Annotated in this window: 14 protein-coding genes and 1 tRNA gene; 10 read left to right on the top strand and 5 right to left on the bottom strand. The window is 71.6% G+C overall.

The features are described 5' to 3' along the window. The first annotated feature begins 176 nt into the window (after window positions 1–176). Window positions 177–250 (top strand) — tRNA-Thr (locus Sya03_RS07615). An 856-nt stretch (window positions 251–1,106) separates the two neighbouring features. Here the strand turns inward: Sya03_RS07615 and Sya03_RS07610 are convergent. After that, window positions 1,107–2,495: an RNA/DNA-binding domain-containing protein gene (locus Sya03_RS07610; protein WP_203937473.1), complete on the bottom strand. Its 1,389-nt coding sequence runs from the start codon at window positions 2,493–2,495 to the stop codon at window positions 1,107–1,109. A gap of 346 nt (window positions 2,496–2,841) precedes the next feature. Here Sya03_RS07610 and Sya03_RS07605 point away from each other — a divergent pair, with 346 nt between their 5' ends. The 3 genes from Sya03_RS07605 to Sya03_RS07595 all read left to right on the top strand — a co-directional run bounded on the left by Sya03_RS07605 (window position 2,842) and on the right by Sya03_RS07595 (window position 5,020). After that, a complete protein-coding gene (locus Sya03_RS07605; RefSeq protein ID WP_203937472.1) occupies window positions 2,842–3,261 on the top strand; it encodes an RDD family protein in 420 nt (139 codons plus the stop codon). Between the two features lie 136 nt (window positions 3,262–3,397). Further along, complete coding sequence (locus Sya03_RS07600; protein ID WP_203937471.1) at window positions 3,398–4,534, top strand: outer membrane protein assembly factor BamB family protein; 1,137 nt, start codon at window positions 3,398–3,400, stop codon at window positions 4,532–4,534. 27 nt (window positions 4,535–4,561) lie between these two features. Continuing rightward, window positions 4,562–5,020 carry an SRPBCC family protein gene (locus Sya03_RS07595; RefSeq protein ID WP_203937470.1) on the top strand — a complete coding sequence of 153 codons (459 nt, stop codon included), beginning with the start codon at window positions 4,562–4,564 and terminating at the stop codon, window positions 5,018–5,020. Here the strand turns inward: Sya03_RS07595 and Sya03_RS07590 are convergent. Then, complete coding sequence (locus Sya03_RS07590; RefSeq protein WP_203937654.1) at window positions 5,005–5,346, bottom strand: winged helix-turn-helix transcriptional regulator; 342 nt, start codon at window positions 5,344–5,346, stop codon at window positions 5,005–5,007. The genes Sya03_RS07595 and Sya03_RS07590 overlap by 16 nt on opposite strands. Window positions 5,347–5,477: 131 nt before the next feature. Between Sya03_RS07590 and Sya03_RS07585 the strand changes: the two genes are divergently transcribed. The 3 genes from Sya03_RS07585 (at window position 5,478) to Sya03_RS07575 (ending at window position 7,896) form a co-directional block, all read left to right on the top strand. Next, window positions 5,478–6,326, top strand: a complete 849-nt coding sequence (locus Sya03_RS07585) for an SDR family oxidoreductase (protein ID WP_203937469.1) — start codon at window positions 5,478–5,480, stop codon at window positions 6,324–6,326. A 51-nt stretch (window positions 6,327–6,377) separates the two neighbouring features. Continuing rightward, window positions 6,378–6,659, top strand: coding sequence for a hypothetical protein (locus Sya03_RS07580; protein WP_203937468.1), 282 nt, complete (start codon window positions 6,378–6,380; stop codon window positions 6,657–6,659). Between the two features lie 127 nt (window positions 6,660–6,786). Continuing rightward, a complete protein-coding gene (locus Sya03_RS07575) occupies window positions 6,787–7,896 on the top strand; it encodes a family 16 glycosylhydrolase (protein WP_239107189.1) in 1,110 nt (369 codons plus the stop codon). On the opposite strand, the gene Sya03_RS07570 is transcribed toward Sya03_RS07575, so the two are convergent. Next, window positions 7,893–8,387, bottom strand: coding sequence for an MSMEG_6728 family protein (locus Sya03_RS07570; RefSeq protein WP_203937467.1), 495 nt, complete (start codon window positions 8,385–8,387; stop codon window positions 7,893–7,895). The two genes, Sya03_RS07575 and Sya03_RS07570, sit on opposite strands and share 4 nt — an antisense overlap. A gap of 22 nt (window positions 8,388–8,409) precedes the next feature. Next, window positions 8,410–9,171 (bottom strand): hypothetical protein, encoded by a 762-nt coding sequence (locus Sya03_RS07565; RefSeq protein WP_203937466.1) that lies wholly within the window; start codon window positions 9,169–9,171, stop codon window positions 8,410–8,412. Window positions 9,172–9,293: 122 nt separating this feature from the next. Here Sya03_RS07565 and Sya03_RS07560 point away from each other — a divergent pair, with 122 nt between their 5' ends. Beyond that, window positions 9,294–11,057 (top strand): NAD-binding protein, encoded by a 1,764-nt coding sequence (locus Sya03_RS07560; RefSeq protein ID WP_203937465.1) that lies wholly within the window; start codon window positions 9,294–9,296, stop codon window positions 11,055–11,057. 84 nt (window positions 11,058–11,141) lie between these two features. Next, window positions 11,142–12,683 (top strand): GAF domain-containing protein, encoded by a 1,542-nt coding sequence (locus tag Sya03_RS31495; protein ID WP_203937464.1) that lies wholly within the window; start codon window positions 11,142–11,144, stop codon window positions 12,681–12,683. Here the strand turns inward: Sya03_RS31495 and Sya03_RS07550 are convergent. Beyond that, on the bottom strand, window positions 12,680–13,897 hold the full coding sequence (locus Sya03_RS07550) for a DUF4032 domain-containing protein (RefSeq protein WP_203937463.1): 1,218 nt from the start codon (window positions 13,895–13,897) through the stop codon (window positions 12,680–12,682). The genes Sya03_RS31495 and Sya03_RS07550 overlap by 4 nt on opposite strands. 119 nt (window positions 13,898–14,016) lie before the next feature. Between Sya03_RS07550 and Sya03_RS07545 the strand changes: the two genes are divergently transcribed. Further along, window positions 14,017–15,396 (top strand): trypsin-like serine peptidase, encoded by a 1,380-nt coding sequence (locus Sya03_RS07545; RefSeq protein ID WP_203937462.1) that lies wholly within the window; start codon window positions 14,017–14,019, stop codon window positions 15,394–15,396. Window positions 15,397–15,416: the final 20 nt, after the last annotated feature.

Genomic DNA, 15,416 nt, shown 5'->3' with positions numbered 1-15,416 from the left:
GGCGTATCAAGCCACCGGCCCTCAGGTTGGGTGGCGCGCGCGGACGCACGTCACCCGTGTTCGCTCACCGTAAGGCCACCGGCCTGACCTGCCAAGAGCAGCAGCCGTTTATGGGACAGCAGCGAACCAGGCGCGTAATCGGGGGCGGGGGCGCTTCGGGCTATGCTGATGCGCGCGCCCCTGTAGCTCAGTTGGCCAGAGCACTCGCCTTGTAAGCGAGATGTCGTCGGTTCGATTCCGACCGGGGGCTCTTAACCCCTGCCAGACCTCTGCCGGCACGAACGCGGGCGTCAGCCCGATGCCCCTCCGTCTGAGGTTGTCGTCTCAGTCCGGCTGTCCGGACGTCTCGTCAGGCGTCTCGAGGACGCCTTCGACCTGATCGGCGGTGCACGCGAAGAGGTCGGCGACGAAGCGGTGGTAGTGGATCATAAAGTACATCTCGACCAGACCATGATCTCCGTGACGGCGCTGGATGCAACCCGGAGAGCCGGTTACGCGGTCGCGGCGGTGTGTCGGGGCGTCGGGGCGTCGGGGTGTCGGGCAAGCGGGTGGCTCGAAGGCCCGCCGCTGACAGCAGGGGCTCCACGCGGTGATCGGAGCCTCGGTCAATCGGCTTGACCCTGGGGCTGAACGCCACCCGGCCGTCGTCCGTTCCTCTTCCTGCAGCGTTCGGTGCTTGCGTAAGGCCGTCACAAGGGAACCCGGGTGCCCATGCCAGCCTGCCGGCACCCGACTGTCCGTTAACTTCGATCAGGCCGCCGCCGTGCCGCTCGTGGCACTTGATCGCGTGCTGCGCGCAATCCAGGAACGCGCGGCGCGGGGCATTCGCTGTTCCTTGCGGCGCGTGGGACGACACGGTTGTTTGTGGTAACCCTCACCGCAGCACGCGGGTTCATATAGCTAGGTGTAGCTTCTCACGTCGTTCGGGCGCCTCACGCCTTCATCAAGCACGACCAATTCCGCTAGGGCTCAGCGTTCCACCTTTCCGTAGCCCTTGATGCCAAAGCCAGGCGCAAATTGCACCTCGTCCGCCGAATGGCCGATCTTGAGCTACGACCCTCCTCGCGGTGAAGGACTCATTGTCGTGACCGCCGAGCCGTGAGGCGTCACCTTCGTTTGCGGTAAGCATATCCCCGGCCGGCGGTGCCGGGTACGTGCTCGATTTCGCCAGCCGTTATGAGCTGCGTGAAAGTCTTCTGCATCTTGCTTTCAGAGTTGATGCCGGTGAGCTTACGAGCTTCTTCGTTCCTGATCCGCTCATTTTCCTTGAGGAACATCACCACCTGTTGGGCTGGCGAGGCAAGGCTCTCGTGGCGAATGGCCACCAATACTGAGTTCTCGCGCTCGGCAACCAGGGGATTCCTAAGATTGAGCTTCTTCATGAATTCGAAGGCGGTGTCGAGCCCTTCGCCTACATCCTTGTTCGGCGGATTGGGGAAGCGGTTCAGGTGGCGCACTAGGTTGGGATTGCGGCTCAATCGTTCCGTGAGAATATTGTCTGGCCTAATGTGCCCGGGCAGCTTGCCGGGACTCTCAACCTCGACCCGACTCTCGAAGATCCGGATGTGTACATCATCCGTGATGCTGTAGTCGCGATGCAGGACCGCGTTGGTAATGATCTCGTGGAGCGTCTCGGTAGGGTAACGAACCGTCCTCAGCCCTTCCGCATCGAGAAATGCCGCCTCGGAGATCAACTCCACAGTCTTCTCCACTGCAGCGTAGATTTGATTGTAAAGGTTTCCTTCGATTGTCAGTGGAATGTTCACAAGGCGATCGCGGGATGTTTCGTCAGAGCTGTAACGGTAGATCTTGATGCCGCAGCGCTTGGGTAGGATGGCTTGAGGAAGGTCTGCGAAAAGGAGGGTCGCCGCGACGGTGGGGCGTTCGCCGTGTACTAAATACTGCCCTCGGAGATAGATGTCCGGTTCGGCTGTTGGGACAGCTTCCAGGAGATATTCAATAATGGCAAGAGAATTCGTAACCGTGTCGACGGGGATGGACAGCGTCTCATCTTCGAAGGATTCCATGCCCTTGTGGCGGCGAAGTGCCGTAATTCCTTCGGGTGTACTGACGGGCTTATTTGCTGCGCCGAGGCGCTTGTAGATCTTACTCTCGCTCGACGTGCGTACGAATCGCGACTTCCTCGCATTGATGTGCAAGACGAGCCCGGGATAGGCCTGGGATTCGCTTCGCGGATGTTCGACTTGCAGGAACTCGCCGTCTAGATCTTCCCCGAAGGGGGAAACGGACTCGAAAGCTTCGAGGTGCCCGTTGGCGTCTTCGACCTTGGTGAACCCACGCCAAGCGAAGGCGCCGGCGGCCTTATCCTCTGCAATCCCAACATACAGATCTCCGCCGTCCGCATTGACGAATGCGCAAAGGGAGCGCGTCAATTTGCCAGGCGCTATCTCGCGTGCCTTGAAGTCAAGGAAGTGGCCCTCTTGCTTCTGCAGCAATTTTTGAGCGACCTCAGGTGATATGCGAACTACGTCCACCTTGCCCCCTTCGTGACATCGAGTATCACCTTAAGTGATTGATCGCTCACTCCGCCATAGGTGGCAAGATGAGTGAGTGGCACGAGGTAGGCGCCGGCTAGCGGCAATGAGGAGTTGAGGGGGCGGGATTGTGACGTCGTCTCAGCTGCCGTCTTATTGATTTCTTCCAGGTGATGGCCGCCGGCGTTTGCGATCATGCTCGAGGTCACCCGAGGTCGCCGATAGGCGTCGGCCGACGCCACTCAACGGATCTTGTAGGTGAGACATCACTGGTTGGATTCACGGCGGGCTTGATCGCAGTGACCATCCCGGGAGGCCCGTTGCGGTCGTCCTGCATGATCAGGTCATGGCATTCACAGCGGACACGGCGCCCGTCAAGGTCACGGGCCGGCGGGTGGTGGCGACCCTCGTCGACGGCATCGTCTTCGGGCTGGTGGCGTCGCTGTTCGGTCTCGACGGCGAGTCCGGCTTCGAGATGACGACGCTGTCCGCGGCGAACCTGTGGATGCTCGGCGGGATCGTCGCGTACTACGTGGTGCTGGAGGGCTTCACCGGCCGCACCGTCGGCAAGCTCGTGACCGGCATCCGGGTGGTGGACGCCGAGACCGGCGGGCGGCCCGGGCTGCTGTCGGGCATCGCGCGCACGGCGCTGCGCATCGTCGACGGCCTGCTCGGCTACCTGGTGGCGCTGATCATCGTGGTGAACTCGGACCGGCGCCGGCGGCTGGGCGACATGGCCGCCAAGACGCTCGTGGTGCGCGCCTGACGGACCCAGCCGGTCGGCGTACCCGGCAGGCGGGGTTTCCGGGCGAATCGGCCCGGTGGCCGGTGGGTGTTCCTAGCGTCGGGCTGCACACGTTCGCAGTCCGACCACGGGGGTCCCCTTGAGTATCGTTCGCCGCGTGACGGCCGGAGCTGTCGCCGTCGCCGCCCTGTTGCTGCCCGCCGCGCCCGCCCGCGCCGCCGTGACCGACTGGGCGCAGCCCGGGTTCGACGCCACGAACTCCGCGTACAACCCGGGTGAGTCGGTGATCAACGGCGGGTCCGTCGGCACGCTCAAGGCGCGCTGGTCGGTGACGCCGCGGCGCGGGGACGAGGGGTGCACGTGGCTGCGGCCGCCGGTGGTGGCCGGTGGGCGCGCGTTCGTGGGGGTCGGCAACGGGGTCGGGGCGTTCGACGTGGCGAGCGGCAAGCGGGTGTGGCGCGACGTCGACGCGTTCGAGGGGTACGTGTCGCCGCAGCTGGCGGTCGCCGGGGGCACGCTGGTCGCGGCCGGGTACGACTGCTACTCCAACAGTGACCCGGACACGCGGATCGTGGCGTTCGACGCCGCCACCGGGGCGCAGCGGTGGGCCGGGTGGGTGGACACGCCGGCGGACACCGTGCTGGTGGCCGGCGGGGTCGTGGTGATCTCGGGGGAGAGTGCGAGCGACGCCCCGACGGTGACCGGGTTCCGGGTGTCGGACGGCAAGCGGCTGTGGTCGCACGTCGACGCGGAGCTGCCGGCCCCGGTGGCCGCGGGCGGGCGGGTGCTGCTGACGAACGTGGTGACGGGCGCCAGTTACGGCGTGAACGTGGTGTCGGGGGCGCCGGCGTGGAAGTCGGCGAGCACGTTCCGGGTGCGGGCGGCGAACCCGGCCGGTGACCGGTTCTACGCGACGACGCCGGACGGCGCGCTGGTGGCGGTGCGGGTCGGCAACGGGTCCCGGGCGTGGACGCGGTCGGCGGCGTGGGGGGTGGTCACCACGGACGGGCGGCGGTTGTTCGTGGCGCGGGACCGGTGGCTGGCGGCGTACGGCGCGACCGACGGCAAGCGGCAGTGGCTGAAGGACCTGCGCGGGTACGTGGGCCGGCCGGTGCGCGCCGGCGGCATCCTGTACGCCACCGTCGAGGGCCGCGACCTGGCGGTGCTGAGCCCGGTGACGGGCAGGGCGGGCGTGGTGAACCCGGCGTGGCGCACGGCGCGGGAGTTCCCGGTGCCGGCGGGCGGGCGGATGTACACGACGGACGGTGTCACGCTGCGCACGTACACGCCCTGAGGTTGGATCGTCGGGAAGGGTCCTCCGATGAAGGGACTGTGCCCCGTGGCCGAGCTCGCCGTCTCCCGTTTCCTCGCCGCCCCGCGCCCCGCGGTGTGGCGGGCGCTTACCGATCCGGACCTGCTGGCCGCGTGGTTCGGGCCGGTGGGGTTCTCGGTGCCGCGGGACACCGTCGACGTGGACGTGCGGGTGGGCGGCCACCAGCGGCTGGTGATGGTGAGCGACGACGACCCGTCGGTCACCTCGCCGGTGGACGCCACGTTCACCGAGGTCGTTCCGGGTGAGGTGCTGGCGGGCGAGGAGACGCTGCCGGGCGGGGCGGTGATGACGCTGCGCCAGGAGCTGGCGGACGAGGGCGACGGCACCCGGCTGACGCTGCGGCAGGGGCCCTTCGCCGACGAGCTGGTGGGCCCGGCGACGGCGGGCTGGGAGAGCGCCTGGACCCGGCTGGACGGGCTGCTGGCGGACGGTCAGCGGGCGTCGTAGGCGTCGCGGGCGGCCAGGACGTCACCCATGTGCGTGTACGCCCAGTTCTCCAGGGCGGCGACCAGGCCGAGCAGGCTGCGGCCGAGTCCGGTCAGCTCGTAGTCGACGCGCGGCGGCACGGTGGCGTGCACGGTGCGGGTGACGAGGCCGTCGCGTTCGAGGGCGCGCAGCGTCTGGGTCAGCATCTTCTGGCTGACGCCCTCGATGGTGGCCGCGATCTCGCCGTAGCGGCGCGGGCCGCCGCGCAGGACCGCGACCACGAGGACGCTCCACCGGTCGCCGATGCGGTCGAGGACCTGCCGGCTGGGGCAGTTCTTGGCGTACATGTTGCCGTCCACCTGCTTACTCTCCCTCAGGTACGTACCCCACTTCAAGGTGCCTGCTCTCCACCGGGAAGTGACCGGCGGCCCGGGCGGTTGGGCTGAAGCGTCCGACCACACCGTGAAGGAGAAACGCCATGTCGATCGTCGTCACCGGCGCCACCGGCCACCTGGGCCGCCTCATCGTCGAGTCCCTGCTGAGCCGGGGGGTGCCCGCGGAGGCCGTCGTGGCCCTGGGCCGGGACGTCGCCAAGATCGCGGACCTGGACGAGCGGGGTGTCGACGTCCGGCACGCCGACTACGGCGACCTGGAGGGCCTGACGGCCGCGTTCAAGGGCGCCGACGTGCTGATGTTCGTGTCGGGCAGCGAGGCCGGGCAGCGCCTGCCGCAGCACCGCAACGTCGTGGACGCCGCGAAGGCCGCCGGCGTGGGCCGCGTCGTCTACACCAGCGCCCCGAAGGCCGACACGAGCAGCCTCATCCTGGCCGCGGAGCACCGCGCCACGGAGCAGATGATCGCCGAGTCGGGCCTGCCGTACACCGTCCTGCGCAACGGCTGGTACCTGGAGAACTACACCGGCCAGCTGCCCACGTACCTGGAGCACGGTGTCGCCGGCGCGGCCGGCGACGGCCGCATCTCGGCCGCCACCCGCGCGGACCTGGCCGAGGCCGCCGCCGCGGTGCTCGTCGGCGGCGGGCACGAGAGCCGGGTGTACGAGCTGGGCGGCGAGCCGTTCACGCTGAGCGAGCTGGCCGCCGCGGTGTCGGCCGCCACCGGCCGGCAGGTCGCCTACACCGACCTGTCCGAGCAGGCGTACACCCAGGTCCTGGTCGGCGCCGGCCTGCCCGAGCCGTACGCGGCGGTGCTCGCCGACGCGGACCGCGGCGCCCGGCAGGGCGACCTGTACGTCGACCGCGCCGACCTGGAGCGCCTGCTCGGCCGGCCGGCCACCCCGCTGGCCGAGGCGATCCGCGCGGCGCTCTGAGCCGCGGACGGGGCAGCGCGCGGCGGGCCCGGCCCGCTAGCGTGCTGCCCCGTGAGTTACGACCTCCCCCCGCGGTACCGGCTCGGCGTGCGCACGCCGATGCGGGTCGCCACCCTGCTGCACGTGTGCGGCGCGCTGGGCCTGTGCGGCGCCGCGTTCCTCGCGTTCGCCACGCTCTCCGGCGTCGACTGGGCCGACCACCTCACGGTCGAGGTGACCCTGGCGTGGCTGGCGTTCGCGGTCAGCATGCTGCTGTTCGGGCTGGGCGCGCTGCTGCAGTGGTGCGCGTCGTACTACGAGGCGACCGCGGAGGCGCGGCGGCTGACCGGGTGATCATGGGCGGTCGCGCAGGGTGCATGGTCAATTAGCAGATCCTTTTGTTATCGGCGCCGACCGGGCCGCAGAGCGCTCCCGCTGGTAGAACCGGCTGGCAGTGCCCCGCCGCCGGAAGGTTCCGTACATGCCCCGCAAGCGCACCGCCGCCCTGCTCGCCGCCCTCGGCGTCGGCGTCGCCACCGCCATCGCCGTGCCGATGCTCGGCACGGCCGGCGCCGCGACGTTCGACCAGAGCTGGATCGACGACTTCTCCGGCCCGGCCGGGTCGCGCGCCGACAGCTCGAAGTGGGTCTACGACCTCGGCTACGGCAACCACCTGTGGGGCAACAACGAGTACCAGACCTACACCGACAGCACCGCCAACGTGCGGCAGGACGGCAACGGCAACCTGGTCATCACCGCCCGCAAGGAGGCCGACGGCAAGTACACGTCGGGCCGCCTGAAGACCAAGGGCAAGTTCAGCCAGAAGTACGGCCGGTTCGAGGCGCGCATCAAGATCCCGCGCGGGCCGGGCCTGCTGCCCGCGTTCTGGGCGATGGGCGACACCGGCTCGTGGCCGAACAACGGCGAGATCGACATCATGGAGAACGTCGGGGCGCACCCCCGCACGGTCTACGGCACCATCCACGGCCCCGGCTACTCCGGCGGCGGCGACACCACCGGCCGCGGCGGCGAGCACACGCTGGGCGTCGAGCTGGCGGCGGACTTCCACACCTACGCCATCGAGTGGACGCCGGACCGGATCGTCTGGTCGGTCGACGGCCACGCCTACAAGACCACCACCCCGGCGAACATCCCGGCCGGCACCCGCTGGGTCTTCAACGACCAGCCGTTCTACCTGCTGCTCAACGTGGCGGTCGGCGGCGACTGGCCGGGCGCCCCGGTCGACAGCGTGCTGCCCGAGGAGATGGTGATCGACTACGTGAAGGTGTCGGCGTACAACCCGAACGGGACGACGCCGCCGGCCACGACGGCGCCCACCACCGCGCCCACCACCGCGCCCGCCACGAAGCCGCCCGCCACCACCCGGCCCGTCACCACGCCGCCGGTCACCACGCCGCCCGTGGTCGTCGACCCGCCCGCCGCGGCCGACGCCTGGCGGTCCTTCACCGCGTACGCCACCGGCCAGGTCGTGACCTACGAGGGCCGCCGGTACGTGTGCCGGCAGGCGCACACCTCGCTGCCCGGCTGGGAGCCCGCGAACGTGCTCTCGCTCTGGCTGCCCGCGACCTAGGCGGGAGCAGCCGGCACGCAGGTCGGCGCCCGGTCCGAGGCCGGCCAGTGGTACGGCAGGTCGTCGGGGATCTCGTCGCCGAACAGCGGGCGGTAGTACGCCGGGTCCTTGCGCAGCAGCGCCGAGCGGTGGCTGACGTGCAGCGCCTCGTCGCCCAGCCACGGCGGCAGGTCGCCCGCGGCCGCCAGCTCGTCCTGGGTGCGCACGGCCCGCAGCCCGCAGTGCGCGGCCAGGTCGGCGGTGAGCGTGGTAGCGCACGTGTCGGCCCGGCCGGTCGCGCGCCACACGGTGCACATGTCGAGGCCGTAGCGGACCAGCGCCTCCTCGTACCCGTGCCACATCTTCACGGCCGGGTGGTGCCGCCAGCCGTACGTGGGCAGGGTCAGCCCGCGCAGCACCTGGATCGTCTCGACCCGCTGCTTGCCGAGGCGCTTGGCGTCGAGTGCCGCGGCGCTGGCGGTGAAGCCGGGATACGGCAGGAACGTCTGCACGTCCCTGCCGTACCCACTGCGGTCAGCGGTACTCGGTGTCCTCGCCGGCGACCGGGCGGCCGTCCGAGAACGCGCGCCCGGACGGGGCCTCGGGGGCCACGTGCCGGCCGCCCGAGGGCATGCCGGAGGTGTCGGCGGGCAGGGTGGTGACCGGCCGGGCGGCCGGCGCCGCCGGGGCGGCCGGCGCGGCGCCGCCGAGCAGCGGCAGGCTGCCGAGCAGGCCGGGGGCGCCGAACAGCTCGGGCTGCCGGGCGGCCATCGCGTCGCCGATGAGGGCGGGCACCTGGTCGGCCGGCGCGACGCCGCCGCCGGAGAGCAGGTCGCCGGTGGGCAGCAGGCCGCCGCCGAGCAGACCGGTCAGGTCGCCGAGCACCGGGACGCCGCCGCCGGTGGCGGGTGCCAGCGGCGAGACGACCGACGCGGCCGGGCCGGCGGGCAGCCGGCCCGCGAGCCCGGCGGGATCGACGGCGTCGGTGGCGGCGCGGCCCGCGGGGGCGTCGCCGGCCACGTTGCCGCGGGTCTCCATGGTGGGCGGCGGCACCAGGTACGGGCCGTCCACGACGCCGGGGACGACGTCGTCGCCGGGCATGAGGCCGTTCGCCGGGTTGCCGCCGAGGGAGCCGGTCAGGCCGTCGGTGGGGCCGAGCAGCCCGCCGAGGACGCCGGTCAGGGGCTGCGGCTGCGCCGGGGCGCCCGGGTCGGCCTGCGCCGCCGCGCCGCTCAGCAGCAGGAACCCGCCGGCCACGCCGACCGTGCCCATCGTCCGGTACCACCACTTGTTCATCGGAGAGCCTTCCTGGTGTCGGTCGTGACCGCTCGCCCGGCTCAACGAGCCAGGCTCATCGGGCGTTTCGGGGCAAGATCACCGGGGCCACGGTCCGTGCCCGCGCTGACTACGATCCGGGCATGACGGTCGACCCCTGGCGTGACCGCGCCCGCCGGGCCCTGGCCACCCGGCTGCGCGAGAACCTGCCCACGGACAGCCGGCCGCACTACGTGATCTGCGGCAGCGACCCGCTGATCTACACCATCGCGGAGGAGCTGGCGGGGCACCGGGTACGCGTCACGGCGGTGGTGCCGCCGCGGATGCGGGCCGACGTGCCCGACCTGGCGGCGCTGCGCGGGGTGCGGGTGCTGCGCGCCGAACGGCTCGACGAGCGCACGTTCAAGGCGGCCGGGCTGGAGGGCGCCCACGCGCTGGCCCTGGTCAACCCCGACGACGTGGGCAACATCCACGCGGCGCTGTGCGCCCAGGAGGTCGAGTCGGGCCTGCGGCTGGTCATGCGGATGTTCAACCCGAGCCTCGGCAACGGCGTGAAGCAGCTGTTCGCCGACTGCACCGTGCTGTCGGACGCGGCCATGGCGGCGCCCGCGTTCGTCGCCGCGTCGCTGGGCGAGCTGACGCCGACGTACTTCCGGCACGCCGGGCGCACGCTGACCCTGGTGCGCCGCTCGGAGGCGCGGCCGGAGCACGTCGTCTGCGTGCTGGACGCGGGCGAGCGGGGCGTCCTGCCGCCCGACGGCACCCCCGCCGCCCCCACCGACCTGGTGCTGGCGGAGGCGGCCGGGCGGACCCCCGGCATGGACGTGGCGGCCCGGCGGATCGTGCGGCACCGGCGGCGCCGCAAGCCGCTGCTGGCCCTCGGGTCGGCGCTGCGGGCCGCGCTGAACCGCAAGCTGGGCGTCGCGGTGCTGGTCACGCTCGTGGTGACGCTCGTGTCCGGCACGATCCTCGCCCAGGCCGACCCGGTCGACGGCTTCTGGGAGTCGATCTACGTCACGCTGCTGACCGCGGTGGGCTCGTCCGACGTCGAGATGGAGCGCAACCACCTCGCGCAGGCGTCGCAGCTGGCGCTGACCATCTCCGGGCTGGCGCTGCTGCCGCTGATCACCGCCGCCGTCGTCGAGGGCGTGGTCAACGCGCGGCTGGCGCTGGCCAGCGGCCGGGTGCGCACCCCGCGCGAGGACCACGTGGTGGTGGTCGGCCTGGGCAACGTCGGCACCCGGGTCATCCGGCAGCTCACCGACCTGGGCATCGAGGTCGTCGCCATCGACCGCAAGGCGCAGCCGCTCGGCGCGAAGACGGCCGAGGAGCTGGGCGTGCCGCTGATCGTCGGCGACGCCGCGCTGCAGGAGACGCTGCGCTCGGCGTCGGTCGACACCTGCCAGGCGCTGGTGGTCGTGTCCACCGACGACGTGACGAACCTGCAGGCCGCCCTGAACGCCCGGGCGGTGCGCGAGGACCTGCGGGTGGTGCTGCGGCTGTTCGACGGCGACTTCGCGCTGCGCGTGCAGAGGGCGTTCAACCTGGGGGTGTCGCGCAGCGTGTCGTACCTGGCGGCGCCCGCGTTCGCGGCCGCGCTGCTGGACCGGCACATGATCGCCACGATCCCGGTCGACCGGCACGCGCTGCTGGTCACCGAGGTCACCGTGCAGGACGGCGCCCCGCTGGCCGGGCGGCCGCTGCGCGCGGCGGGCGAGCCGGGCCGGGTGCGGGTGCTCGGCCTCACCCCGCACGGCAGCACGACGATGAGCTGGCTGCCGAACCCCGCGCACGTGCTGCGCCCCGGCGACCGGCTGGCGGTGGTGGCCCGCCGGGTCGGCCTGCGGACGCTGGCCGAGCGCGCCGCCACCCCGCCGCCGCCCGTCGACGGGTCCCCGGCGGCCTGAAACTTTCCTGCAACCCGCGCTCAACCCCGTCGCGACCGTGCCGAACTACCCGATGAGAGGCCCGTGGGACAGCAGGGGGACGCAGTGGGACTGTTCGGGAACCGGTCCGAGAGCCAGGCGACCGCGCCGCTCGAGGTCCCGCGCGACGTAGAGGGCCTGGAGCAGCTCGTCCTCGACCTGTCGGCGGCCACCGACGAGGCGAGCACCTGGCGGATCCGCGTCGACAGCGCGGTGAAGTTCTACGGCAACCTCTACGGCGCGGTGTGGTTCCCGGACGGTTCCGGCAAGCTGCGCGTCGGCTACGAGACGGGCTCGATCGAGCGGCAGCTGCAGGCCGCGACCGGGGGCGAAACCGTCCCCGCCGACGTCGGCCTGGTGGGCCGGGCCTGGCGCACGAGCCGGCCGGTCTACGTGGAGACGGTCGAGGAGTGCAGCGACTGCCGGCGCTGCGAGGCCGCCCTGCGGGCCGGGGCCCGGGCCGCGCTGGCGGCGCCCGTGCTGCACAACGGCCGGCCGATCGCGGTGCTGGAGTACTTCCTGCCCCAGCCGCTGAACGCCGACGACAACCGCCGGGCCAAGTGGACGGCGATCGGCCGGGTGGCCGAGCAGATCCGCTCCGGCGTGGCCGCCGCCGCCCAGCTCAAGCAGGTGGCCGACGACCGGCTGGCGGTGACGGGCGTGGTGACCTCGCTCGGCCACGCCACCGACGTGAAGTCCGCCGTCCGCACGGCCCTGGACGCGGTGCGCACGGCGTTCGGCTGGGCGTACGGGTCGTACTGGGAGGTCGACGACCGCAACACCCTGCGCTTCGCGCTGGAGTCGGGGTCCGCGGGCGAGGAGTTCCGCAAGGTGACGCTGGCGGCGTCGTTCGCCGAGGGGGTGGGCCTGTCCGGGCGCGCCTGGCGGGCCCGGGACCTGGTGTTCGTGCGCGACCTGGCCGAGCTGACCGACTGCGTGCGGGCGCCCGCCGCGCAGCGCGCCGGGGTCCGCTCCGGCATCTGCTTCCCGATCATGAGCGGCGACCGGGTGATCGGCACGATGGACTTCTTCACCACCGAGTACATCGAGCTGTCGGAGACCCGGGCGGACGCGCTGCGCAACGTGGCGCAGCTGGTCTCGCAGCGGCTGGACATCGTGCGCGGCGCGGAGGCGTCGGTGCGCAACGCGCGGGAGCTGCTGGAGACGGTGTCGCAGCTGCGCGCGGCCAGCGAGGACGCCGACCGGGTGGCGCAGGAGGCGGTGAGCCGGGCGTCCGCGATGACCAGCGAGGTGAACGCGCTGGGTCAGGCGTCCGCCGCGATCGGCGACGTCATCAAGATCATCTCATCGATCGCCGACCAGACGAACCTGCTCGCCCTCAACGCCACCATCGAGGCGGCCCGGGCGGGCGAGGTGGGCCGCGGGTTCGCCGTGGTCGCCGGCGAGGTCAAGGACCTGGCCCGGGAGACCGCGGAGGCCACCAAGCGGGTCGCCGACCAGATCGCCGGCATCCAGAACAGCGCGAAGGCCGTCTCCGCCGGCATCCACACCACCAGCGAGACGATCGGCCAGATGGACGCCGTGCAGGCCCGGTTCAACGAGGTGCTGGAGGAGCAGGCCACGATGGCCCGCGCGTTCCAGAGCTAGAGGATCTCGCTCAGCTCGTCCACCGGGCGGCCCAGCACGGCCTGCTCGTCGGGCTTGTGCACGAGGATGTCGTTGAGGAAGCCCTGCACCGCCGGCGCCATGCCGACGTCGCGGCCGGCCTTCTCGCTCATCAGCCACTTGTGCTGGATGATCTGCGAGAACACCTCCTGCGGCTCCAGCTTGCGGCGCAGGTGGGCGGGCACGGCGCGCACGACGGGCTCGAACACCTCGGTCAGCCAGCGGTGGGCGGCCTGCGCCTCGTCGCGCAGCTCGCTCTCGGCCCGGTACGCGTCCAGGTCGTTGAGCAGCTGCCGGGCCTGGTTCTCCTCGGCGTCGAGGCCGGTGAGGCGCAGCAGCCGGCGCGAGTGGTAGCCGGCGTCGACGACCTTCGGCCGCACCGTGTAGCCGCCGTCGACGGTCGACATGGACACCTCGGCGACGTCGAAGCCCATCTCGTTGAGCCGGCGGATCCGCTTCTCGATGTCGTGCCGGGCGTCGGGGCCGATCTTCTCCTCGTACGTGATCTCGTGCCACAGCCGCTCGTAGCGGGCGACGATGTCGTCCACCACGGTCTCCGGGTCGATCGACTCGTGCAGCAGGCCGGCGGCCTGCAGGTCGAGGCTCTCGCCGAAGATGTTGAGCCGGGCGATCTCCAGGTCCTCGCTGCGCTGGCCCTCGCTCAGCTTCGAGTGCAGCTGGCCGGTCTCGGCGTCGACGAGGTAGGCGGCGAACGCGCCCGCGTCGCGCCGGAACAGCGTGTTGGACAGCGAGCAGTCGCCCCAGAAGAACCCGGTGAGGTGCATCCGGACCAGCAGCGCGGCGAGCGCGTCGAGCAGCCGGGTCATCGTCTCGGGGCGCAGGGTGTGCGAGAACAGGGCCCGGTACGGCAGCGAGAACTGCAGGTGCCGGGTGATGAGGATGGTCTCCAGCGGCTCGCCGGCGTCGTCGCTGCGGTCGGCGACGATCCCGACCGCCTCGACCGCGGGGAAGCCGATCCGCTCCAGGGCGCGCAGCAGGTCGTACTCCCGCTCCGCGATCCGCTCCCGGGTCTCCTTCACGGCGTAGACGACGTCGTTCATCTTGACGAACCGCACGACGTGCCGGGAGATGCCCTGCGGCAGGGCGACGAGCTGATCGGCGGGCCACTCCTCGAGCGGAGTGCTCCACGGCAGGTCGAGCAGCGCCGGGTCGACGACGGCGGACGTGATGCGCACCTACCCAGCATGACAAGCGCTCCGGCGCGTCGCTGCCTGCGGTGGCTCGTTACACAGGGACGAGGTCGCCGTATAGGCACAACTGCGACCAAACGGATACAAACCCGAGAGGCGGCGGAATGCGGCGAACGGTAGGCATCATCGTCGGAGCGGCGACCGCGCTGGCCCTGGCCGGCACGGCGGGCGCGACGGCCTGGGCCCTGACCGGCCGTGACCAGTCGCCCGACGTGGGCGAGTGGCGCAACCCGTCCACCGCCGCGGTGTCGCAGGAGCGCGGGGCCGCTCCCGGGGTGGCGGCGCCCGGCCGCGGGGCCGCCGCGGCGCAGCCCGGCCCGGGTGCCGTGCCGGCGCCCCAGCCGGCCGCCGGGCGCACCGGCACGCCCGAGGACGCCACCACGAAGACCACCGGGACGATCACCGTCGGCGTCGTCGAGAACGTCGCCCGGCTGCTCGGCTACGGCGGCGGCGCGCAGACCGAGACCATCCGGCACCCCGGCGCCAGCTACGTGAAGGTGCACTTCGCCAAGATGCTGCTGATGCCGGGCGACTACGTCACGGTCAGCGACCCCAGCGGCGAGGAGTCCTACCGGTACGAGGCGCCGGCGCTGCTCGACCAGGTGCTCGACGGCACCGTCGCCGAGTCGGCCACCGGCCGCTGGGCCATGTCGATCACGGGCGACACCGCGGTCGTCGAGCTGCACCGCCGCTCGCTGCTGTCGCAGATCACCGCCCCCCTGTCGCGCCTCGGCGTGGGCGTCGACAGGGTCGCCCGCGGCAAGACGGCCCAGGAGCGCGCCGCCGACGCCCCCGCCGGGCCCGGCCGCGAGGAGAGCGTGTGCGGCGGCGACCAGTCCGCCGACGCCGTCTGCTACCGCTCCAGCGACCCCGTCGCGTACGCCCGGTCGAAGGCCATCGCGCGGCTGCTCATCAACGGCACCGAGCTGTGCACCGGCTGGCGGGCCGGCCAGAAGAACCGCATGGTCACCAACAACCACTGCTTCGACAACTCGGGCGACGCCTACGAGACCGAGGTCTGGTTCAACTACCAGTGCGCCCGGTGCGGCGGCTACGACGTGTTCCGCCCGACCAAGGTGTGGGGCGACCGGGTGCTGACCACCGACCGGGTCCTGGACGTCACCGTGTTCACCGTCGAGAACTTCGCCGCCGTGCAGCGGTTCGGCTACCTGATCCTCGACCCGCGCCGCCCCGCCAAGGGCGAGGAGCTGTACGTGCCGCAGCACCCGGCGGGCGAGCCCACCCGCATCGCCGGCGAGAAGGGCGAGCGGGCCGGCAACTGCGCGGTCGTCGACAACGCGTACGACGGCTACGCCCGGGACTCCGACGTCTCGTACTACTGCGACACCGAGGGCGGCTCGTCCGGCTCGCCCGTGCTGTCGCGGGTCAGCAACCGGGTCGTCGCCCTGCACCACTTCGGCGGCTGCCCCAACTCGGGTGTCCGCGGCGACCTGGTGCTCGCCAAGATCCGTAACGTGCTCTGACGAGTGGCTGGCAGCGGGCC

The organism is Spirilliplanes yamanashiensis (assembly GCF_016863475.1).
GTDB lineage: Bacteria > Actinomycetota > Actinomycetes > Mycobacteriales > Micromonosporaceae > Spirilliplanes > Spirilliplanes yamanashiensis.
Note: the sequence above shows the minus strand (reverse complement) of the source record. Positions and strands in the feature narration are given on the sequence as shown.